The organism is Yersinia sp. 2540 StPb PI, assembly GCF_052217165.1.
Classification (GTDB): Bacteria; Pseudomonadota; Gammaproteobacteria; order Enterobacterales; family Enterobacteriaceae; genus Yersinia; species Yersinia enterocolitica_E.
Genome location: NZ_JAZGQC010000001.1, coordinates 152,757 through 175,439 on the forward strand (window position 1 = coordinate 152,757; position 22,683 = coordinate 175,439).

A 22,683-nucleotide genomic window follows, 5' to 3' on the forward strand; every position below is an offset into this window, starting at 1 on the left:
CTTTGGATACTAATCTAACTTACCGCATTTTGAACTCGCGCATAGCGTTTTTAACTGATGAATGACTTCTTGAACAACTTTTACATAACACTCATACATAACGCCCAAGCTATGCTCTCGCCCATTAACCGGCACTCTTAGCAATAAACAAATTAACTGGTTCGTCGCCAACCGATAAACCAAGCCAATACGCCTGCGATAATACACCCCGTAGAGATTTCTACCGCATCCGCCAAAAATAAAATGGTACCACTGACTAATAGTGTAGCGCCAACACCGAACAAATACCGTGACTGACCCTGACGTTGTTGCTGACCTTGCATCTGGGTGGTTAGTTTATCAACACTTTGCTGTAATAATTTATGTTGCTGCAAGCTGTCGTAAACCAATTCCGGCAACTCAGGGAATTTTTCTGCCCAAAAAGGCGCCTTTTCTTTCAATGCCCGGATAACAGCAGGCAGACCGACTTGATCCCGTAGCCAGCTTTCCAGGAACGGTTTCGCTGTTGTCCAGAGATCAAGCTGAGGATATAACTGACGACCCAAGCCTTCGACATACAATAAGGTTTTTTGTAGCAGAACCAACTGTGGCTGCACTTCCATATTAAAGCGGCGCGCAGTGTTAAAGAGATTCAACAACACATGTCCAAACGATATTTCGGCCAGTGGTTTTTCAAAAATGGGTTCACAAACGGTGCGAATAGCGAACTCAAAATCCTCAACATTGGTATCACGGGGAACCCAGCCTGAATCAACATGCAGTTCCGCAACCCGCCGATAATCCCTATTAAAGAAAGCAATAAAGTTTTCAGCCAGATAGCGCTTATCTGCTTTGTTCAGTGAGCCTACAATACCGCAGTCAATACCGATGTAAAGTGGATCATGAGGATGCTCATAGCTGACAAAAATATTCCCCGGATGCATATCTGCATGGAAAAAACTGTCACGAAAAACTTGGGTGAAGAAGACTTGAACCCCACGTTCGGCCAGCAACTTCATATTGGTACCTTGGCTTTCTAAAGCCGTAATATCAGATACCGGAATGCCGTAAATACGCTCCATCACCAATACACTTTCCCGGCAATAATCGGAATAGACTTCGGGAATATAAAGCATTGGGCTGTCTTCAAAATTACGACGTAATTGAATAGCATTAGCTGCCTCACGCAGCAGGTTCAGCTCATCAAGCAGGGTTTTTTCGTATTCACGCACCACTTCGCGTGGTCGTAATCTACGTCCATCAGGCAACAACTTAGGTACCCAGCCAGCCAGCCGGTACATCAAGCGCACATCTGCTTTGATAATCGGCAAGATATCAGGGCGAATCACTTTTAGGACCACTTCCTGACCGTTCTCTTTTAAACGCGCCGTATGTACCTGAGCAATTGAAGCGGAAGCTAAAGCTTGCTGATCAAAATCGTCAAACCAGGTTTCTAATGGCCCACCCATTGCTATTTCAATATACTTTCGTGCGAGTGCGCCATCAAATGAAGCAACCCGGTCTTGTAATAGGGCAAGTTGATCGGCAATTTCCGGTGGGAAGAGATCACGGCGAGTGGACATCATCTGACCAAATTTGATCCAGACTGGTCCTAATTCTTGTAAGGCAAGGCGTAAACGCTCACCCAATGGCTTATCTTTATGTCGATTCGGCAACCAGAAAAACAGATGACGGCCAATACGTAGTGGTAACGTCAAACGGATATTCGGGATTAACTCATCTAACCCGTAGCTCAAGAAAACCCGAATAATTAGATACAGGCGCCGAAGTTCTCCTGGCGTCATTATTTTTTCTCCATGGTTGCCAATCTGGCATTCAATGCCTCAGTTGCACGGGCTGTGGCATCAACCTCTTCGTTAAACCACACCACTTCCAGCGGTGCTGGAGCCACTTTCCATTCTTCGGTTATTGCTTCAGCCAGATAGTGTTGTTGCTGCTGCAATTGCCCACTCAGAAAATAGCTACTTTTATGCGCAACCTGCCCGATGGTTTCCGCGGCAATATCACCGATGTAGGGCGCCAGCCACTCAGCCGGATCCCACTCAGCAAGATCCAAAAGCGCGACAACTTGCTGAACCACTTGTATATCGCCTTCAACAATCAGTTTACCGCTACGCATCAAAGGTGAAAGTTGCTGGCGATCCCGCAGTTTTGCCAACACAGCAACTTCCGTTTTAACTATGCAATCCGCATCACCATCCCATTGACTTAACACATCAACCTGCCGTTCACTAAATACCAGCAGCAAAGGAAAATTGATCTCACGTAACTCGATCCGCAGGACTTTCCCTACCAAGCGTAAACGTGCAGCCTTCATGCTTTTATCGCGAAACAGCACACTGTTTAATGATGTTTCTATCGCAGCAGTAATGAGTTGCGACAGCAACATAGGTTTCAGTGAGAAGGTTTTAGATATCAGTGATTTTAGCGGCATAGCCATATTCCTGTTAAAACTTAAAGCCCCGATGTAACGCAACAATGCCACCGGTTAAATTGGAATAGGTTACGTTTTCAAACCCAGCATCTACCATCATGCCTTTCAGCGTTTCTTGATCAGGGTGCATCCGAATAGACTCCGCTAAATAACGGTAACTTTCAGAGTCCTGGGCCACAAGTTCGCCAATCTTGGGCAAAATATGGAAGGAATAAGCATCGTAGGCTTTGCTCAAAGGTTCCAGAAGTGGTTTGGAGAATTCGAGAACCAACAAACGACCACCGGGCTTTAATACCCGAAACATAGAGCGTAAGGCTTTTTCTTTTTCGGTTACATTTCTCAGGCCAAATGAAATGGTAATACAATCAAAGTAATTATCAGGGAAAGGTAAAGCCTCAGCATTAGCCTGCACATAACTGACATTACCTACAATACCTTTGTCACGTAGCTTTTCTCTACCCATACGCAACATCGATTCATTGATATCAGCCAGAACCACTTCACCCTGCTCACCCACAAGGCGAGAGAACTTGGCCGTTAAATCTCCGGTGCCACCCGCCAGATCTAATACCCGTTGACCGCGCCGAACACCACTACAGTCAATGGTAAAACGCTTCCAAATACGGTGAACACCGAACGACATCAGGTCATTCATCAGATCGTATTTGGCGGCTACGGAATGAAAAACTTCTGCCACCATGCCTTCTTTCTGTTCTTTGGCTACGGTGCGGAAACCAAAATGAGTGGTTTCCTTCTCCTGATCTACCATTTTCTGTGCCTGCTTTTCAGTCAATCTTTCGAGGAAGTGTACCAGAACTCCGATGAAAGCCCCACCTCACCTGGTATTAAGGTAACTGCTTATTCGCAGTATTCTCAACATCATACAGAAGAGGACCATGCAACTAACCCTGATACTTCAGCGGTGCTGAATCATTTATATCCTTCTTACACAAAACTACAGCGGCATTAGCAGCTCTCATCCGCGTCACTGATTATAAGCTAACTCAGCGGTGCCACTCATGTTGCCTTACTGCAATCCTGATTGCTTTGGATATGTCTCTGACTCAGCATCATCAGATAGCGCTAAATCGCCTTCTGGTTGATGCTCAGCGCTGGCTCTTTCTGCCAGTAATGGGCTAATAGGCCGTTTTACCTCGACCCCCAGAGTACGAAAACTTTCTACTTGCCCAATCAGGTTACCACGGCCTTGCGACAGTTTGTTCATTGCCTGACGATAACTTAGGTGCGCTTTATCGAGGCTTTGCCCCAACGACTCCATATCATCAACAAATAAGCGCAACTTGTCATAGAGTTTGGCTGCCCTATCGGCAATACGCTGTGCATTCTGGCTTTGATGCTCGTAACGCCATAAATTAGTAATCGTCCGCAAAGCCACCAGCAATGTTGTCGGGCTAACCAACATAATATTGTGCTGTAGTGCTTCACTTATCAACTCTGGCTGGCGATCAATGGCCACCAGAAATGCAGGTTCCACCGGAATAAACATCAATACATAATCAAGCGACCGCAACCCTGGAAGTTGTTGGTAATCCTTACGGCCTAACATTCTAATATGGGCGCGTAGCGATGATAAATGTTCATTGAGTGCTACTTCCCGCTCTGCGTCATCTTCGCTATTAAAATAGCGCTCATATGCAACCAACGACATTTTAGCGTCAATCACCACATCTTTACCCTGTGGTAAGCGCACAATGACATCTGGCTGCATACGACTGTTGCTATCAAGCTTTACACTTACCTGAGTTTGATACTCATAACCTTCACGCAGCCCAGAAGCTTCAAGCACTTTAGCCAGAACGACTTCCCCCCAGTTCCCCTGCGTTTTATTATCACCTTTCAGTGCTTTAGTCAGGTTTAGTGCTTCTCGCGCCATTTGAGCATTCAATTGTTGCAGACTGCGTATTTCATGGGTCAGCGTGTGGCGCTCTCTGGCTTCCTGTCCAAAGCTATCCTGAACCTGACGGCGGAAACCATCCAACTGTTCCCGTAAAGGCAGTAATAAGCGGTCCAGACTTTGTTTATTTTGTTCGTCCGCACGACGGCCAGTTTGTTCAAAGATGCGGTTCGCCAGATTTTCGAATTGTGTGGTCAGCCGCTGTTCACTGTTAATGAGGAGTCGCTGTTTTTCCTCGCCAGTCAGACGCGTTTCTTCCAAACGGATAGTGACTTCGCGCAGTTCCGCCTCTTGGGCGCTATTAACTTCTCTTTGAGCACGGAGTTCTTGATTGAGTTGATCACATTCATTACGCCAATGAGCTAACTGTTGCAGTTTTTCAGCATTTGCTGCCAATTGACTGTGCAAACTACGTTGTTCCAATTCATCTTGCCGTAATTGCTGCTCATTGCGCTGTAAAGCAGTTTGTAGCTCGACAATATTCTGCTGCGCCTGCTGTAAGGACTGCTCTAGTAATCGCCGTTCTATATCCTGTTGCGCTTTATTCCGTTGCTGGTACAAGCTGGCAATTAGCCAACCAATAAGTCCACCGATAAGGCAGCCTGCCAGCCCATAAAATAAACTGATATCCACGGTTATCTCCCCATTAACCTATTGTCAGTCAAGGTAAGGGGATACTGTATGGATGTCCAGAGTGTTTTTCCGTTACATGCTATCTTGCGAAGCTGTGCGCATAAATAACACACAGTCCAAAAAACGCTCACCTTGCGACCCAAAATAGGTTAAAACAGCTATCCATTGACGAACGGCGAGCCACTTACGTACTTAATCTATCCAGTGAGATAGCCATTGAATGCCGAACGCGCCCGGAGCCAGAATACCGAAGGCCCAAATTAGAGCGGAAGTGATGTTGGCTAACTGAAAATAGAACTTTGGCATAGCACAGATCCCGGCAACCAAAGGAACAACTGCGCGTAGTGGGCCAAAGAAGCGGCCAATAAACGCGCCAAAGAATCCCCAACGCTCAAAGAATGCATGGCCACGAACGAGTAACTGAGGATTGCGGGAAAGTGGCCACAAAGTGCCTACTCGGTCTTTGTAATGGACACCAATCCAATAAGAGAGCCAATCGCCAAAGAAAGCACCGGCCGCAGCAGCGGCCCAAATTGGCCAGAAAGAGATACCACTTTCACCGATAAGCGCCCCCAATCCGAGCAAGATGACCGTTGCAGGTAGCAGTAAAGAAAGAAAAGCTAGCGACTCACCAAAAGCCAGGATAAAGACGATAGGAATGGCCCATGCTTCGTGTTCACGAACAAAATCGATAATGATAGTAATGACATCATTCAGGGTCACATGCATTTTCCTGTTAGCAACATAGTTGCTATTAGCATACCCAATGTGTCGTGATCTTTGTTTAACAAAAAATAAACGGCCGGAAGATTCCGACCGTTTATAGACTCAAGATCATTGCCGTTACAGCAAGGCTGCCAACGAACGAATCCTAATAATCTGACTCAAGTCAGTGATTCGTTTAAGCCGGAGCCACTGGCCACACTGCAACTTCAAGTAAGAAAGAGTGCAGGTTAATGCAATGAATCAAAGATATCAGGCGTTAGCCGTCACTACTTTATTGCCAGCCATTTCAGCAGAGCGGCGGATCCACAGTTCACGCCATTTTTTCAGTGCTGATATCAGGATAATGACGCCCAGTGTCATCATAATAATCGAGATGATGCCATTGAACAGATTGTAGCCCTTAGCTGCTGAGTTGAAATACACGTGAGTGATCATCCAGTAACCAGCATAATTTACGGTTACAAACAGATAGGCCAGTGGGATAACACAGGTCAGCATGTAAATACGTTTGGTTGCCAACCGCAGAATAATAGTGGCACCAATGATTAAACCAACAGAAGCCATTAATTGGTTTGATACGCCGAATAACGCCCAGACAGAGTTGATATCACCTGAGTTAAGCAGGTAACCCCACAGTGCGCAGGCAATAACACTGCATGCCAATGTACCTGGTAACCAATCAGTACGTTTCAGTGGTGCCCAAATATCACCTAAGAAGTCTTGCAGCAGGTAACGAGCAACACGCGTGCCGGAGTCAACAGCAGTCAGAATAAATACCGCTTCAAACATAACAACAAATTGGAAGAAGTAAGCCGCCAGACTGCTGAACCATGGCACACGAATGAAGATATCCGTCATACCAACAGCTAAGGTTACCGCACCACCGGTACGACCATAGAGATCCAGGCCAATTTCCTGACTCAGTTTTGGCAGGTTCACCACTTCCATACCGAGCATACTCCAGGCTTCAGCGGAAGAGTTAATCGCAAAGTAGTCAGCAGGATGCAAGGAGGTCGCCGCGATCAAGGCCATAACCCCAACCATACATTCGGCCAGCATCGCACCAAAGCCGACGGGTAAGATATCACTCCATTTGTCGATCTGTTTTGGTGTTGTCCCTGAGCCAATAAAGGCATGGAAACCAGAAATGGCACCACAGGCAATGGTAATAGAGATAAACGGCCAGACTGGGCCTGCCAGAACCGGGCCTCCACCATGAATAAACTGGGTCAATGCTGGGAATTGAATTTCAGGGTTAATAAATACAACCCCAACAATCAACGCACCGAATACACCGATCTTCATAAAGCTGGAAAGGTAACCACGAGGGGTTAATAGCATCCACACTGGGAGGGCGGTCGCAAAGAAAGCATACATTGGCAGAATGATACTGACGGTATCCGCTTTCAGCATTAACCAATCGCCCAGCCAGGTTCCTTCAATATAAGGGCCGACAAATACGCACACCATGATAGCAGCGATACCGACATAAGAAGCGCCCTTCATGCTGCCAGTCATGCGCTCCCATAAGCCAACGCAGATAGCGATAGGGATTGTCATGAACACGGCGAAAGTACCCCAAGGGTTACGTTCCAGTGCATGTACCACCACCATCGACAACCCGGCCATGGTAATAGTAATGATGAACAACATTGCCAGACCGGTACACCAGCCAGCAACCGGGCCAAGCTCTGATTTTGCCACTTCCGACAGGGATTTCCCCTGATGTTTCATGGAAGCAAACAGAACAACCGTATCGTGAACCGCGCCGCCGATCACACAACCGATCAGCAACCACAGAAAACCAGGTAAATAACCATATTGGGCTGCCAGCACAGGGCCGACCAATGGACCAGCCGCAGCGATTGCCGCAAAGTGGCTACCAAAGTTCACCCATTTTTTAGTTGGAACGTAATCTTTACCATCTTCGAAGGTGTGGGAAGGTGTTACTTCACTGTCATCGACGCGCAAAACCTTACGAACAAAAAAGATACCGTATAAACGGTAGCAGATCATAAGGATACACGCTGAAGCGATAACAAAGGTAATCGCATGTTGCATGAGCATTCTCTCCAGGGAATTTGTCAGGCGTTAACATACGCCTGGGCCCTAAGAGAAATATCAGCGATCTGGTTAAGCGGTAGTTTGTATCATTAAGCGGTTAAAAAGAGCCACCCAGTGGTGACTCAATACCATAAAGATCAGAAATATTCCGGGTAGATAAACCACTACTCTAAAAAATAGGACTGTAACTTTTCGCGCTCAGCGCTACCAAGACCAAACTCCTGTTGCAGCCAGTGCTCACGGCTACTATAACGCTCTTCAATGCTACGCAGAGCCGTTTGAATAAACTCTTCTTTGGCCGATAAGACAAAAGCGAATTGTCCTAACGCTTGGTCATTCAGTTTGAGTGCCAACTCTGCCAGCATATGTTCACGAAAAGGGGCCAGAGTGGTTTCAGTCAACAGATAATCTTCCAATACCGTCGATTCATCGGCACCCAAGGCAAATAACACCAGTGCAGAACCAATACCAGTACGGTCTTTCCCGACAGCACAATGTTGTACCACACCCGCAGCAGCATGCTTCGAAGACGCGCAATTTTGCAACAATTCAACCAGTTGTTTATAGGCTTGATTATTAAAAGGCAGCCGGCGATAAAGCTCTAACATAAAACCACGGGCATCAAATGCCGCTAATGTCTCGTTAGTCAGCTTTTCCAAATTGGCGTTGACTTCACTGCTCAACGGATTGGCTGGAATATTATGATAACTGGCTCCGTGCCACACCACATCGGGTTTGGCCTGAACTTCATCAGCATCGCGATAATCAAGAATTTGAGCGACGGAGCCACTACTGAGGAAATCACAATCTCTGGTACTTAAGCGGTCGAGTGAACCTGAGCGGAATAGCAATCCGCGCTTGATACGCCGCCCATCAGCAGCCTGATTACCGCCAAGGTCACGAAAATTAATACCGCCATCAAGTGCGATTAGGGAGGGATGGGATAGAGCAGTTTTCGTCATATTTTCCTCTTATTATTGTTCTTTATAAGAGTGATGACCTTACCAGATAAAGCGGAGAAATAAAAAACGGGCCAGAAAGCTGACCCGATAATAGACGGTTTGTTGACTCGCCAATCGTCGCTATTAGCTCAGACGGCGGGCCTAGATCAAATGACGAGCTGCTTCTACCACAATTTTCACCGCGTCACTTTCAGTCGCTTTCATAGTTTCTTCGTTTGGGATCTCTTGCTGGGTGCGGTTTACAATTACCCCTGCGACCATGCCGGCGCGCAAGCCCTGGCTGGCACACATGGTGAGCAAGGTTGCAGATTCCATTTCATAATTCATCACGCCCATAGATTGCCATTCTTCCATGGAGCCTTTAAAACGGCTGACAACACGGCCAGAGAAGGTGTCATAACGCTCCTGCCCCGGATAGAAGGTATCGGAAGAGGCGGTCACACCAATATGAGTAGTCGCCCCCACTGATTTGGCAGCATTAACTAATGCAGTGGTGCAGGTAAAGTCAGCCACTGCTGGGAACTCCATCGGCGCAAAATGCAGGCTGGCTCCGTCTAAACGCACAGCGGCGGTGGTAACCAACACATCACCAACATTAATATGTGGCTGAATAGCACCAGTGGTACCAATACGTAGGAAAGTCCGTACACCAAGCTGTGCCAGCTCTTCAACCGCAATAGAAGTCGATGGGCCACCGATACCCGTTGAGCAGACGATCACTGCTTTGCCATCCAATTCGGCGCGCCACGAAGTAAATTCACGATGAGAGGCCAAATGTACTGGGTTATCCATCAATTTAGCGATTTTCTCAACACGCTGTGGATCACCCGGAACGATAGCCAGAGTCGCCCCTTGCAGATCATTTTTAGTCAGGCCCAAGTGAAAAACGTCAGATTTAGCCATGTGTGAGAGTCCTCTTTCATGAGAGATGTTGTAGGGGGGTGCAAAGAAATACTTTACTCAAAATTGCCACCTTATTTCGTGATGACAGTCACTTTGCCAAAAGAAATGAATTACACGATACATTTTAAATGTGATTAAAATCACATTTAATGGCAATTAAGACTATTTTTTAGACCAAACTGGCGAAAAATGACAATTATACCCAAGCTGATTACAGTTGCAGCTAACACCACTGCAACGCCAGGTACGAAAGGTATATTTCTCTATAAGCAAGAATGATAGACCAATATTCTGCTATCAATTGCTAACTTCTATCGATTGTTAAACTCTATCAACTATTAGTCTGAGTTATAAAATTCAAGATATGAATCACCAAAAATTATAATTACAAAAAACCTGATCTCATTAATCTCAAAGATTACCTATAGTTAAACTCGGCAATAGCAAAAATCAGGGAGTAATGGGTAATTCAACTCGGTAATTTTTTCTCATATCGCAAGGAGACCACAGTGAAAACTGATCAACTTATGACTCCCAGGCAGGCGGCAGGCGGTTTCACCTCTGCGGTAGGCCCACTGGCCTCGACGACCCGCCATACCGATCAACAAGGTATTCACTGCACAGAAACCACCATTCCGTCTCAGGGCGATGAATTACCGGCCTATATTGCCAAACCGGCCCAGCAAAACGGGCCATATCCGGTGGTTATTGTCGTGCAAGAAATCTTTGGCGTACATGAGCATATTCAGGATATCTGCCGCAGACTAGCGAAACAGGGTTATCTGGCCATTGCACCTGAGCTGTTCTTCCGCCAAGGCGATGCCAAAGAATATGATGACATCAATGCATTAGTGAAAAATCTGGTGGGTAAAGTGCCAGACCGTCAGGTTATGGTGGATCTTGATCATGCGGCGCATTGGGCATCACGCCATGGTGGGGATACCAGTAAACTGGCCATTACCGGATTTTGCTGGGGTGGGCGGATTGCATGGTTGTATGCGGCCCATAACCCACAGTTAAAAGCGGCAGTGGCTTGGTATGGCAAACTGGTCGGTGAAAAAACCTTACTGTTACCCAAATCTCCGGTTGATGTCGCGGTTGATCTCAATGCTCCGGTGCTAGGGTTGTATGGCGGCAAAGATGGCAGTATTACGCAAGAACATATCGATACTATGCGTCAGGCATTGCGTGCAGCAAATGCCGATGCAGAAATTATTGTTTATCCAGATGCTGGGCATGCTTTTAATGCTGACTACCGCCCAAGTTATCACGCCGAATCCGCACTGGATGGCTGGCAACGGATGCTCGATTGGTTTGATCAACATGGTGTTGCCGCCAATCCCATATCTGAATACGTGAAATAACGGCAATAAAAAGGGCGCGAGATGCGCCCAGAATTTAACGATTAGATCGAGATAGCATCAGAGCTGTTCTGCACGCAAACGCTGCGCAGCCAGTACCATGTTTGCCAGTGCCTGACGGGTTTCTGGCCAACCACGGGTTTTCAAACCACAATCCGGGTTAACCCACAAACGTTCTGCCGGGATACGTTGAGCGGCTTTACGTAGTAATGCTTCAATCCACTCCACACTTGGCACATTTGGTGAGTGAATATCATAAACGCCGGGCCCAATTTCATTCGGATAAGCAAAATCTTCGAATGATTCGAGCAATTCCATATCGGAGCGAGAGGTTTCGATGGTAATCACATCGGCATCCAGCGCAGCAATGGAATCCATGATGTCATTAAACTCGCAATAACACATATGAGTGTGAATCTGGGTGTCATTCTGCGCGACAGCCGCATTCAGTTTAAAGGCATCGACGGCCCATTGTAGATACGCTTGCCAATCAGCACGGCGCAGAGGTAAGCCTTCACGTAGCGCAGGCTCATCAATCTGGATGATGCCAATCCCGGCTTTCTCCAGATCTTCCACTTCATCACGCAGCGACAGAGCAATCTGTTTGGCGATGGTTTCACGGCTGACATCTTCGCGCGGGAATGACCAACACAGGATAGTGACCGGGCCGGTCAACATGCCTTTTACTGGTTTGTCCGTCAGCGATTGAGCATATTTGGCCCATTCAACCGTGATAGCTTGCGGGCGGCTGATATCACCAATAATGACCGGCGGCTTAACACAACGGGAACCGTAACTCTGCACCCAACCATTTTGGGTAAAAACGAAACCATCCAGATGTTCGCCAAAATATTCAACCATATCATTACGTTCTGCTTCGCCATGAACCAGTACGTCCAGACCTAAACGCTCTTGTTCAGCAATGGCTTGCTTGATATGTTCGCTGATACCGGTGCGGTAGTTTTTTCCATCCAAACGGCCTTGCTTGAAGTCCAGACGCAGACCACGGATCTCGGTGGTTTGCGGGAATGAGCCGATAGTGGTGGTTGGCCAGGCTGGTAAGTTAAAGCGCTTACGCTGCGCTTCAGCTCGGCCTTCATAAGGCAGTTGGCGTTCAATATCCTGCGCAGTAATGGCCGCCAGACGTTGTTCCACCTGCGTATTATGTACACGGCTGGAAGATTGACGGGCACGGATCGGTGCACTGTACGCTGCCAGCTCGGCCAATTTGGCTTCGCTCGGCGTGTTTAACGCTTGTGTTAATAATGCCAGTTCAGCGCATTTTTGCAGCGCAAAGGCAAACCAGCTTTTCACTTCTGCATCAAGACGTGTTTCTTCACTTAAATCAATCGGGCTGTGTAATAAGGAGCAAGAGCTACCCAGCCAGAGTTGGCGGCCATTAGCCTGTGGTTGCAGGCGTTCGAACCAGTTGCTAAGGTCTGCACGCCACACGTTACGGCCATTAATCACCCCCAGCGAGAGCAGCCACCCTGTTGGCAATTTTGCATCCAGAACAGCAATATCATCTTTGCCTGCAACCACATCAACATGCAGACCTTGCACTGGTAACTCACGGATAACGTCAAGGTTATGGCCGATGCTGTCGAAATAGGTGGTCAGCAACAATTTAACCTTGCCTTCCAGCGCCTGATAAGCCGACTGATAAGCGTCCAGCCACTCTGGTGGTAACTCCAGTACCAATGCAGGTTCGTCAATCTGTACCCACTCAATACCACGTTTCGCTAATTCAGCCAGCACTTGTTGGTACACCGGGAGGATATCTTGCAGCAGAGAGAGGCGGTCAAACTGCTCGCCTTTAACTTTACCCAGCCACAGATACGTTACCGGGCCCAACAATACTGGTTTGATTTTGTGACCTAATGCCAGCGCTTCGTCCACCTCATCCAGCAGTTGAGTCCAGCCCAGTTTGAACTGCTGACCTAGTTGGAACTCTGGCACCATGTAGTGATAATTGGTGTTAAACCATTTCGTCATTTCCGCCGCTGCCGCAGGCTTACCGGTTGGTGCACGGCCACGGCCAATACGGAAGAGCGTATCCAAATCAATAGAACCATCCGTATTTTGATGGCGCTCTGGGACGTTGCCCAACAGCAGGCTGGTGGTCAATACATGGTCATACCACGCGAAGTCACCGACCGGCACCAAATCAATACCTGCTTGCTGCTGCTGTTGCCAATGGCGGGCGCGCAATTCACGACCCACATTGAGCAGTTCTTCTTGCGTGGAGTTGCCTGCCCAGTAACTTTCTTGTGCTTTTTTCAGTTCACGTTTCAGACCTACACGCGGAAAACCCAGTGTGTGATTTAAAATTGTCATCGTCATATTTCCCATTTAGCCATCCAGATGTTTACACATCCATAATCAGCAGGTACTGTATAATCCACAAGCGCATTTTGTTCACTGTCACTGTGAAGGACTCTCATGATCGAACTGAAACACTTACGCACCCTGCAAGCTTTGCGTAATACCGGCTCGCTGGCGGCGGCGGCAACGCAACTTCATCAGACCCAATCGGCCTTGTCTCATCAATTCAGCGATCTGGAACAACGTCTGGGTTACCGTCTGTTTGTGCGTAAAAGCCAGCCGCTACGTTTCACTACGCAGGGAGAGATCTTGTTACAACTCGCAGAACAAGTGCTGCCACAAATTAAACAGGCACTGCAAACCTGCAATGAGCCGCACCAAACTGCGCTGCGCATCGCCATCGAATGCCATAGCTGTATTCAGTGGCTGGCACCTGCCTTGGATAACTTCCACAAAAACTGGCCGCAAGTGGCGATGGACTTCCAATCAGGCGTGACTTTCGATCCTCAACCCGCCTTGCAGCAAGGGGAGCTGGATCTGGTGCTGACATCAGATATCTTGCCGCGCAGTGGTCTGCACTATTCGCCAATGTTTGATTTTGAGGTGCGTCTGGTGCTGGCACCAGACCACCCATTAGCCAATAAGGCCCGCATCGAGCCGGAAGATTTAGCGCAAGAAGTGTTAATGATTTATCCGGTACAGCGGCAACGGTTAGATGTCTGGCGGCATTTCCTGCAACCCGCGGGGGTAAATCCGCCGCTGAAGAATGTGGATAATACTTTGCTACTGATTCAAATGGTGTCAGCACGCATGGGGATCGCCGCCCTACCACATTGGGTGGTAGAGAGTTTCGAACGTCAGGGATTGGTCGTCACTAAAACACTGGGAAATGGTTTATGGAGCCGGTTATACGCGGCCGTCCGTGATGGAGAGCAGCGCCAACCGGTTACTGAAGCTTTTATTCGTTCGGCCCGGCAACACGCTTGCGAGAGTCTGCCGTTTGTAAAGAATGCGGAGCGACCCAATGCCGGTGTACCCATAGCGAAGCCATTATCACAATTGCCCCAATGATAAAACTGGGCCAATGGGGCTTTTCTTGCCAAATCGCCAGATTCACCAGCAGCCCAGCCGGAACATGCACGTTATTCATGATCCCCAAGGTGCCAGCATCGACTTGTGTCGCGCCATAGTTCCACATGAAATAACCTAACGCAGAAGCCCCGACGCCCAGCCACACCAACACGCCCCACTGCAATTGCGTCGTGGGTAGTTTTTGTGGGTTACCAAAGGCAAACCAGGCAACAACCGCGACGGCGAAAGCACCAATATAGAACCATGAGAATGCCACATGCTGTGGGATCGGGTGGACTTCCATCAAGCGTTTGTAGCCCACTTGTCCGATGGCAAAACAGAGGTTTGCCGCCTGAACCAGCAGCAACCCCCACCAAAAATGCTCGCTCAAATGGTCGTAGCGAATGATAGCCGCCCCGACTACTGCCAGTAACGCACTCAGAGCATAGCCCCAGCGCAAGCGCTGGCGGCGCAGTAAATCATAGATCAAAGTGACATACAGCGGGGTCATCACCGTGAACAGCAAGAATTCCGGTACCGTCAGGTAGAGATAGGCACGGAAGCTGAACAAGTACATGATACCTAACTGAATTGAACCCACAGCTATGTACAGCAGGATCACCCGCCAGTGGATGTTTTTCCAGCGCAAGAACGGCAAAAAGACCAGCGCGGCTAGCCCAACCCGCATTAGCACAGAGAACCAACTATCCACCTGTCCTGCCAGATATTCGCCAATCAGGCTAAATGAAAATGCCCATAAAATGGTGGTAACGACCAGTAACAACACGATAGTTTGGCTCATTGAGAAGATAAAGTGCAATTGTAGCGGAAGCCACAACGCAACTTTGCACAAACTAGGTTTACATCTGCTCGTATTTAACCCAGTCGAACTATCTTCATGTCAGGTACTATTCCAATAATCACCTAAGAGTTACATTCCCACGCCGATAATGGTCAGGATTAACGGTGTTGTGACCGCGGCAAGCACTGTAGACATCACCAAACTGGCGGCGGCGGGGCCAGTCAGTACATTAAACTGGCGTGACATCAGATACACATTCACGCCGGTAGCCATTGACCCCAGTAATACCACCACCTGCGTTTCCAGCGCTGGCAGGCCCATCGCCCATGCCAATGCCCAAATCACCATCGGCTGAACAATCAATTTGAGAAAACAGATCGCACTGCTGATTTGCCAGCCTTCCGTGACGCGATATTCCGCCAGCCCCATTCCCAATACAATCAGCGACAACGGCGGTGCTACCTGCCCTAACATGGTTACAGGTTGATCAATAAACTGCGGTAATTGCAGACCAGTCAGGCTGAATAAAGTGCCAGAAATAATGCCTATAATCAGAGGGTTAGTCAGCACGCTACGGGCAGTTTTCGCAAAGCCCTCCAGTGTTGGCGAGCCATTGCGCGCCCACTCCACCGAGATGGTGACTAATGTCCAGAGGATCAGGCCGTTAAACACCAAAACCAGCGCCACTGCTGGGATAGATTTCTCCCCCAACATAATGGTGGCAATAGGCAGGCCCAGCATCACGTTATTAGAGAAAATGCCGCCGAGGGCAAAAACGGAACCGGACACGCCATCCAGATGAAATATCCGGCTGGCAACAATCCGCCCGATAACAAACACCACCAGACAACTACCAAAAAAGGCAATCAGCAGGCGTGCATCCACCGCTGGGCGCTCAGAGAAATCGCACATCATACGAAACAGCATAGCGGGCAATGCGAGGGAGAAAACAAAGCGGGTCAGGCCATCCGTTATGGTAGAGGGCCATTTACCAAATCGTACCAAACAGTAACCCAGCGCAAGCAGCACAAATAACGGTGAAGACAACACAATCTGGTGCCAAAGCGAAATAACAAAGGCGGGCATGGTTCACTTCCTGTCAAGCCGGGCCAGACCAGCCCGTAAATGTAAGAATGGCTGACCTACTCTGTTTCCTGTTTTATTTATATCAAAGTCATTGGAGTTACAGGTAGGCGGCAAGCTAACACCCCTGTAGCTTCAAGAACGAGGGCATATCAAATCTATACGGTCAGTACAGATACAGTCAACGCCCCACTTTAACAATTCCTGCGCACGCGCCGGTTGGTTGACGGTATAGACCAAAATACGCAGCCCGGCGGCTTTGAGTAACGCTACTCGCTCCGCGGTCAACTGTTTGTGGTTAATGTGCAAAGAGACACAATCCAACTGACGGGTCATCGCCTGCCAGTTGTCATCCCATTTATCCAACAATAAACCACGTGGCAGCTCAGGTGCGGCCTGTTGGGCTGCTGCTAATGCATCAAACGAAAAAGAGGACAATAACGGCGGTATCGCCTGACCTTGCCACAACAAGCGGGCAGCCAGTGCAATAGCTCGGCCAGTGGCTATTTCAGTGCCAGTGGTGGGTTTAATCTCGATATTAGCGGCCATATCATGCTGTGCACAGCGAGCTGCCACTTCGGATAAAAGAGGCAGGCGCTCACCACGAAATGCTGTGCTATACCAGTCTCCGGCATCTAACTGAAAAAGGTTTTCCCATGACAAATCACCGGCAACTCCCCAGCCATTACTGGTGCGTTCCAGCGTATCGTCATGCAATAGAAATATCTGGCCGTCGTGCGATAATTTTACGTCAAACTCAATCATCTTGTGGCCATAACGAGCGCCAACATCAATGGCTGCTAAGGTGTTTTCCGGTGCCAGTGAACCACCACCGCGGTGAGCGACGATCGAAGGGTAAGGCCAGTTTTTACTCATGATTCCATCCGTAGTCCGCTATCTGAATCAAAAAAGTGCAGCGCCGTTGGCGGTAAATATAAATGTAATGTACTGCCCACCGCAGGCATTTCCTCGTGGGATAGGCGGGCAATAACACTCTGTCCACCCCACTGACCATGTGCCAGATTATCTGCACCCAACAATTCCAGCGTCAATAGTGGCATCGGTATACCCTGCGCCGAAGTTGCCTGCTGAATATGCTCCGGGCGAATGCCGAGGGTCAAGCGCCGATCCGCCCATTGTGGCCGAGGCTGTTCCAACGGCAGAGTTAGGCCATCAGATAAAATAAACCCGCCGCCATCCGGGCTGACGGTTCCGGCTAACAAATTCATCGCAGGCGAGCCGATAAAACTGGCCACAAACAGTGTCGCTGGCCGTTGGTAAACCTCGCTTGGCGTACCAATTTGTTCGGCAACCCCTTTATTCATCACAATCACCCGCTGAGCCAATGTCATCGCCTCAACCTGATCATGGGTCACATATAGACTGGTGGTTTTTAGTCGGCGGTGCAACTGTTGCAGCTCAAGGCGCATCTGCACCCGCAGTTTGGCATCCAGATTGGAAAGTGGCTCATCAAACAAGAAAACCGCCGGTTCACGCACAATGGCCCGCCCCATTGCCACCCGCTGCCGCTGGCCGCCAGATAGTTCACGCGGTTTACGTTTTAGTAGCGGTTGCAGTTCCAGAATTCGTGCGGCTTCATCCACTCGCTGGCGGATCTGCTCTTTGCCAAAACCACGAATTTTCAGGCCATAAGCCATGTTGTCGAACACACTCATGTGGGGATACAGCGCGTAGTTCTGAAACACCATCGCGATGCCACGATCTTTGGGTTCCAGATGGGTAACCCGCTGATTATCAATATAGATATCACCACTGGTGGTGCGCTCCAATCCAGCAACCATACGCAGCAGCGTCGATTTACCACAGCCAGAGGGGCCAACCATCACGATGAATTCACCGTCGGCGACATCTAAATCAATTTGTTTAATCACTGGCGTGACGCCGTCATAAGATTTGGTTACTGCCTGAAGTTTTAAACATGCCATATCAGATTACTTCTCACTGTCTACCAGGCCGCGTACAAACCAACGCTGCATCAGAAGGACCACCGCGACCGGTGGAATTAAAGTCAGGATCATCGCTGCCATCACCTGATTCCATTGAGTTGGCGCACCTGAGCTAGAGATCATGCTCCTTATCCCAGCCACCGCGGTGCCCATAGAGGCATCGCTGGTAATCAGAATTGGCCAAAGATATTGGTTCCAACCATAGATAAAAGTGATCACAAACAGCGCGGCCAAATTGGTTTTAGATAGTGGCAATACGATATCCCAAAAAAAGCGCATCGCCCCGGCACCGTCAATGCGCGCCGCTTCCAATAGCTCATCGGGCAGGGTCATAAAGAACTGGCGGAATAAGAAGGTTGCGGTGGCTGACGCCATCAGCGGCAGGGTCAACCCGGTATAACTGTCGAGCATATTCAGGTTCGCAATCACCTGAATTGTTGGGAAAATACGCACTTCCACCGGCAGCATCAGGGTCAGGAAAATCAACCAAAAAAACAGGTTACGTAGCGGGAAGCGAAAGTAAACGATGGCATAAGCAGACAACATCGACACGGTGATTTTGCCAACAGTAATCGCAAACGCCATCACGAAACTGTTAAACAGCATCAGCCCGAAAGGCGCACTGTTATTCCCCACCCCGACATGCCAGATGTGGCTAATGTTCTGCCACAAATAGGGCCCGGGGATCAGGGTCATCGGTACCTGAAACACTTGAGTGTCATCCAGCGACGCGGCAACAAAAGCCACATACAGTGGGAACAGGATCAGTAACACGCCGATAATCAGCATGACGTGACAAAAAATGTCCAGCCCACGACGATTCTCAATCATTGGTAACGCACCTTACGTTCAACAAAACGGAACTGGATAACCGTCAGGCCAATCACCAGTAACATCAGCACCACCGACTGAGCGGCAGAGCTAGATAAGTCCAGACCAGCAAAGCCTTCGCGATAAATTTTATAAATCAGGGTCGTCGTGGCTTGCATCGGCCCACCGCCCGTCGCCGCATCGATAACGGGGAAAGTATCGAAGAAGGCATAGACCAGATTCACCACCAGCAGGAAGAAACTGACCGGTGAAATCAGCGGCAGCACCAGATTAAAGAAGCGGCGTACTGGTCCGGCGCCGTCAATAGCAGCGGCTTCAACCAATGAGCGCGGAATGGATTGCAGCGCGGCAAGGAAAAATAGGAAGTTATAACTGATTTGCTTCCATACTGAAGCCAACACCACCAAGAACATGGCCTGCCCGCTGTTTTGCGCGTGGTTCCAGTTGTAACCCAATGTGGCAAGGAAATGTGTTATCAACCCCAGCCCCGGATTGAACAGGAAAATCCACAATACAGCAGCGACAGCAGGGGCCACCGCATACGGCAGAATCATTAAGGTTTGATAGATACGACTGCCGCGCAGAACGTAATCCACCATGGCGGCCAGAAACAGCGAAACAATCAAACCAATACCAGCCACCAACGAGCTAAAAATCAGCGTGGTATAAAACGAAGCCAAATAGTATTCATCCTGAAAAAGCTGAATAAAGTTACTCAGCCCGACAAATTTATTGGAGAGACCAAAAGGGTCCAACATTTGTACCGAGTACCACAGCGCCTCACCGGCAGGCCACAGGAAGAAAACAGCGGTAATGGCCAGTTGGGGCAATACCAACAGGTAAGGCAACCAACTACAGGAGAAACCGGGACGGGAAGATGACATAAAATTAACCGTTTATCAGACGTGATATTGATTACACCAGCGTGCTAATTGAAAACGTGACGCCCTAATTTAATACCGCACAGCACTATTGGTTGGCGTTATTGGCGCAGGCAGTTTGGGTGCGAACAGTGCACCCAAACTGGCAAGTAGAGTAGCCAAATAACCTTATTGATTAGCTTGTTCAAAGCGGCGCAGTAACACATCACCACGTTTAACAGCGCTATCCAACGCTTCTTGAGCTGTTTTCTTACCGGTCCACACCCCTTCCAGCTCTTCATCTACCACGGTACGGATCTGTGGCATGTTGCCCAGACGCAAGCCTTTGGTGTACGGCAATGGCGGTTTGTTCAACATCTGGCGAGTCGCCACGTCAGCACCTGGGTTCTTATCATAGAAACCTTGCTGTTTGGTCAGCTCATAGGCTGCCGTCGTGATTGGCAGGTACCCCGTCTTCTGATGCCATTCGGCAGCAATTTCTGGTTGAGCCAAGTATTGCAGGAATTCAGCGACACCTTTGTAAGTGTCTTTATCTTTGCCATCCATCACCCACAGACTGGCACCGCCGATAATGGCGTTTTGTGGTGCATTTTTCTCGTCAGCATCGTAAGGCATCATGCCAACGCCATAGTTAAATTTGGCGTAATGGCGGATATCAGCAAGTGAACCGGAAGAGGCCGTAGTAATGGCACAATCACCGTTATAGAACTTGGCCGTTGACTCATCTTTGCGGCCAAAATAGGTGAAATCACCTTTTTTATTCATATCTGACAGCAACTGGATATGCTTAACCTGTACTGGTTTATTGAATTCCAGTACCGCATCGGTGCCATCAAAACCATTATTCCGGCTGGCAATGGGTTGACCGTGCCATGCACTGAAGTTTTCAATTTGAATCCAACCCTGCCAGCCGCTGGCGTACCCACAGCTTGAACCCGCTGCGCGCAGTTTTGCAGTATCGGCCGCCAATTCCTGCCATGTTTTTGGTGGTTGATCCGGGTTCAAACCTGCTTTCTTAAAGGCATCTTTGTTGTAATACAACACGGGAGTGGAACTGTTAAATGGTTGAGATAATAAGTGGCCAGTCTTGGCATCGGTGTAATAACCGGCGACTGTTGGCACGAACACCGATTCATCAAATTTGATATTGGCATCTTTAAATACTTGGAATACTGGCTTAATCGCTTTGCTGGCCATCATGGTGGCAGTGCCCACTTCATACACCTGCAAGATTGCGGGGGCTTTACCCGAGCGAAACGCTGCTATCCCTGCCGCCAGGCTCTGTTCGTAGTTCCCTTTATATACGGGTACAATTTTATAGTCGCTATGGGACTGGTTAAATCGGTCAGCTAATGAATTAACCTCGACACCTAACTCCCCTTCCATCGAATGCCAAAAAGGAATTTCAGTCACTGCCATCGCATTGGCACTAAATGCCAATGTCAGCGCAATACCAAGCGATGTCTTACGAATGATTTTATTAAACATATTGGCCCCTGAATAAATCCGTATGGCTCACATCAATGAATTACTGTGGACAAGTGAGCGAAATAAATCAGTTTTTGTTCGCAAACAAACATGACACCCTTTCATGACGGAAATATAACAATTACATGACATAAAAATGACAATAAAATAAACAAGATATATCAACATCATTAATTATTCGAATAACACAAACCATTATAATAATAAAGTTACCGCCATTTAAAAAACAAGGTTAAATTAAAAAAAACGTAAAAACCCACATATAAATACTAAAAATTCCATAAAGAATAAAAATTAATAATATTACACCAATCATCCATAACAATATTAAATGCAACATGATCAGCACAATAAAATAGGAGTAACTCTCACTTGAAAAAATGCCATTTAAAATGTTAGTGTTCTTTCCGGCTTATGCGGAAGTGTATTAACACGATTTTTAACACCCTCATCATCACCACAAAAGCCACAAGCATCATTAATCCCTTTCCAGTCGGATAAGGATTTTAAATATAACGGACCATCAGGTATTTAATAATGAAAAAGACGCTACTTTCTATGGTAACCATGGCAATATTAGCCACCAGCGTTAGTGCCAATGCTAATCTAGCAGCAAGTTTACAGTCTGGTATAAATAAGGCTCAAGTTCAAGGCATGCAGAATATGAATCAGTCTGATCAGAATGTCTATTTTAAACCTGCATTAACGAAAGAAATCACAGTTGAATTAGAAGTACCTAAAATAGTTAAATTTTCTAAGTCAAACGGTGATGATCTGACTTCGATTAAACTTAACATGGACGCCACCATGAGTTCATACAGTGCGACAGAGAACATCCGAGTAGAATCTAATGGCGACAGTAAAGTTCGTATTGGTCTTGGAAAACCATTTAATTTAGTGTCTAACAATGGTTCAAAAATACAATCCGACCCTGTTGTAATGTTAGGTGACAGGATGCTGAATGGAGCTGCTCATGTTGGGCTTGGTGGCGCCGCAATGTTCCCTTTAACTAACTCAGTACTGGATACCACTCTAAAAATTAGCGTGCGAAATAACGGACTTAAGTCTGCCGAAGTATACACTGGCACACTTAATCTTGTTATTGAAACGGCTGCTTAATTTAGTAAAAACATCATAATTTCCTTATTTTTTACACATACAGTCAGGGGGTAAACTCCTGGCTGCATGCTCCTTTGAATCAAAAATATAACGTAATGGTATAGCTATAACCATAAAA

General features: G+C 47.8%; 19 protein-coding genes. 3 read left to right on the top strand and 16 right to left on the bottom strand.

The genetic code is table 11. The features are described from left to right. Nucleotides 1-152: 152 nt before the first annotated feature. The 8 genes from ubiB to udp form a co-directional block, all read right to left on the bottom strand. Nucleotides 153-1,784 (bottom strand): ubiquinone biosynthesis regulatory protein kinase UbiB, encoded by a 1,632-nt coding sequence (gene ubiB, locus V1956_RS00675; protein ID WP_372560029.1) that lies wholly within the window; start codon nucleotides 1,782-1,784, stop codon nucleotides 153-155. Continuing rightward, nucleotides 1,784-2,434 carry a ubiquinone biosynthesis protein UbiJ gene (gene ubiJ, locus V1956_RS00680; RefSeq protein ID WP_372560030.1) on the bottom strand — a complete coding sequence of 217 codons (651 nt, stop codon included), beginning with the start codon at nucleotides 2,432-2,434 and terminating at the stop codon, nucleotides 1,784-1,786. The genes ubiB and ubiJ overlap by 1 nt, the downstream gene beginning before the upstream one ends. Nucleotides 2,435-2,447: 13 nt before the next feature. After that, entirely contained in the window at nucleotides 2,448-3,203 is a 756-nt protein-coding gene (gene ubiE, locus V1956_RS00685) for a bifunctional demethylmenaquinone methyltransferase/2-methoxy-6-polyprenyl-1,4-benzoquinol methylase UbiE (protein WP_083162004.1), read from the bottom strand. A 258-nt stretch (nucleotides 3,204-3,461) separates the two neighbouring features. Next, a complete protein-coding gene (gene rmuC / locus V1956_RS00690) occupies nucleotides 3,462-4,982 on the bottom strand; it encodes a DNA recombination protein RmuC (protein ID WP_193784764.1) in 1,521 nt (506 codons plus the stop codon). Nucleotides 4,983-5,174: 192 nt separating this feature from the next. Further along, entirely contained in the window at nucleotides 5,175-5,705 is a 531-nt protein-coding gene (locus V1956_RS00695; RefSeq protein WP_372560032.1) for a DedA family protein, read from the bottom strand. Nucleotides 5,706-5,957: 252 nt separating this feature from the next. Then, nucleotides 5,958-7,769, bottom strand: coding sequence for a carbon starvation CstA family protein (locus V1956_RS00700; RefSeq protein WP_372560033.1), 1,812 nt, complete (start codon nucleotides 7,767-7,769; stop codon nucleotides 5,958-5,960). 167 nt (nucleotides 7,770-7,936) lie between these two features. Beyond that, nucleotides 7,937-8,734 carry a tyrosine-protein phosphatase gene (locus V1956_RS00705; protein WP_442824723.1) on the bottom strand — a complete coding sequence of 266 codons (798 nt, stop codon included), beginning with the start codon at nucleotides 8,732-8,734 and terminating at the stop codon, nucleotides 7,937-7,939. Nucleotides 8,735-8,875: 141 nt separating this feature from the next. After that, the gene (udp, locus tag V1956_RS00710; protein ID WP_005187884.1) at nucleotides 8,876-9,637 is read right to left on the bottom strand and encodes a uridine phosphorylase; all 762 of its coding nucleotides are present in this window, start codon (nucleotides 9,635-9,637) and stop codon (nucleotides 8,876-8,878) included. A 509-nt stretch (nucleotides 9,638-10,146) separates the two neighbouring features. Here udp and V1956_RS00715 point away from each other — a divergent pair. Next, entirely contained in the window at nucleotides 10,147-11,001 is an 855-nt protein-coding gene (locus tag V1956_RS00715) for a dienelactone hydrolase family protein (protein ID WP_420071165.1), read from the top strand. Between the two features lie 57 nt (nucleotides 11,002-11,058). Here V1956_RS00715 and metE read toward each other — a convergent pair whose 3' ends face one another. Then, nucleotides 11,059-13,335: a 5-methyltetrahydropteroyltriglutamate--homocysteine S-methyltransferase gene (gene metE, locus V1956_RS00720; protein WP_420071166.1), complete on the bottom strand. Its 2,277-nt coding sequence runs from the start codon at nucleotides 13,333-13,335 to the stop codon at nucleotides 11,059-11,061. 105 nt (nucleotides 13,336-13,440) lie between these two features. On the opposite strand from metE, the gene metR reads away from it, so the two are divergent. Beyond that, entirely contained in the window at nucleotides 13,441-14,394 is a 954-nt protein-coding gene (gene metR, locus V1956_RS00725; protein WP_372560037.1) for an HTH-type transcriptional regulator MetR, read from the top strand. Here metR and V1956_RS00730 read toward each other — a convergent pair. The 7 genes from V1956_RS00730 to ugpB form a co-directional block, all read right to left on the bottom strand. Next, the gene (locus V1956_RS00730; protein ID WP_442825770.1) at nucleotides 14,282-15,181 is read right to left on the bottom strand and encodes a carboxylate/amino acid/amine transporter; all 900 of its coding nucleotides are present in this window, start codon (nucleotides 15,179-15,181) and stop codon (nucleotides 14,282-14,284) included. The genes metR and V1956_RS00730 overlap by 113 nt on opposite strands. Nucleotides 15,182-15,325: 144 nt before the next feature. Then, a complete protein-coding gene (locus V1956_RS00735; RefSeq protein ID WP_420071167.1) occupies nucleotides 15,326-16,282 on the bottom strand; it encodes an AEC family transporter in 957 nt (318 codons plus the stop codon). Nucleotides 16,283-16,414: 132 nt separating this feature from the next. After that, nucleotides 16,415-17,155, bottom strand: coding sequence for a glycerophosphodiester phosphodiesterase (ugpQ, locus tag V1956_RS00740; protein ID WP_372560039.1), 741 nt, complete (start codon nucleotides 17,153-17,155; stop codon nucleotides 16,415-16,417). After that, the gene (locus tag V1956_RS00745; RefSeq protein WP_372560040.1) at nucleotides 17,152-18,225 is read right to left on the bottom strand and encodes a sn-glycerol-3-phosphate import ATP-binding protein UgpC; all 1,074 of its coding nucleotides are present in this window, start codon (nucleotides 18,223-18,225) and stop codon (nucleotides 17,152-17,154) included. The genes ugpQ and V1956_RS00745 overlap by 4 nt, the downstream gene beginning before the upstream one ends. 6 nt (nucleotides 18,226-18,231) lie before the next feature. Beyond that, the gene (gene ugpE / locus V1956_RS00750) at nucleotides 18,232-19,077 is read right to left on the bottom strand and encodes a sn-glycerol-3-phosphate ABC transporter permease UgpE (RefSeq protein ID WP_420071169.1); all 846 of its coding nucleotides are present in this window, start codon (nucleotides 19,075-19,077) and stop codon (nucleotides 18,232-18,234) included. Then, nucleotides 19,074-19,961, bottom strand: coding sequence for a sn-glycerol-3-phosphate ABC transporter permease UgpA (gene ugpA, locus V1956_RS00755; protein ID WP_372560042.1), 888 nt, complete (start codon nucleotides 19,959-19,961; stop codon nucleotides 19,074-19,076). The genes ugpE and ugpA overlap by 4 nt, the downstream gene beginning before the upstream one ends. A gap of 165 nt (nucleotides 19,962-20,126) precedes the next feature. Further along, nucleotides 20,127-21,446, bottom strand: a complete 1,320-nt coding sequence (gene ugpB / locus V1956_RS00760) for a sn-glycerol-3-phosphate ABC transporter substrate-binding protein UgpB (RefSeq protein WP_372560043.1) — start codon at nucleotides 21,444-21,446, stop codon at nucleotides 20,127-20,129. Nucleotides 21,447-21,983: 537 nt separating this feature from the next. Here ugpB and V1956_RS00765 point away from each other — a divergent pair. Beyond that, on the top strand, nucleotides 21,984-22,565 hold the full coding sequence (locus V1956_RS00765) for a CS1 type fimbrial major subunit (RefSeq protein ID WP_442824724.1): 582 nt from the start codon (nucleotides 21,984-21,986) through the stop codon (nucleotides 22,563-22,565). Nucleotides 22,566-22,683: the final 118 nt, after the last annotated feature.